At 71.4% G+C, this 325-nt stretch carries 1 protein-coding gene; it reads right to left on the bottom strand.

Annotated features, from left to right (window positions below; translation table 11 throughout):
• On the bottom strand, nucleotides 1-325 hold a 325-nt coding region (locus tag I8N68_RS32565; protein ID WP_200216941.1), incomplete at both ends, for a hypothetical protein.

The raw sequence follows: 325 nt of genomic DNA, 5'->3' as shown, positions 1-325 counted from the left end.
GAGCCACGGCCGGCTGACCCTCCAACTCACACAGGTCCGCCGGCAGCCGGCCATGCACGGCGATGTATCCGGTGATCTGTCGGGTGCGGCTGCGGATCGTCGCGCTATCGGTTCCTTCGGGCAGCGCCGCCCGCAATGCTGACCACTCGTCATCGGTACGAGCGGACGGATCGGCCGGCCACGTGGCCAGTAGCGCGGCAACGGTCCCACGACGGTGGCACGCCAGACGCAGAACGCGGGCCGCTTCTTCCTCGGCGATCCGACGAACCCGGTCCGACACCACCACACCCGCCGGCGGCACCGCACCCCAGCCGAGCCGGCGCAC

The sequence above is a fragment of the Micromonospora coerulea genome (assembly GCF_016598485.1).
GTDB classification, from domain to species: domain Bacteria; phylum Actinomycetota; class Actinomycetes; order Mycobacteriales; family Micromonosporaceae; genus Micromonospora; species Micromonospora coerulea.
Note: the sequence above shows the minus strand (reverse complement) of the source record. Positions and strands in the feature narration are given on the sequence as shown.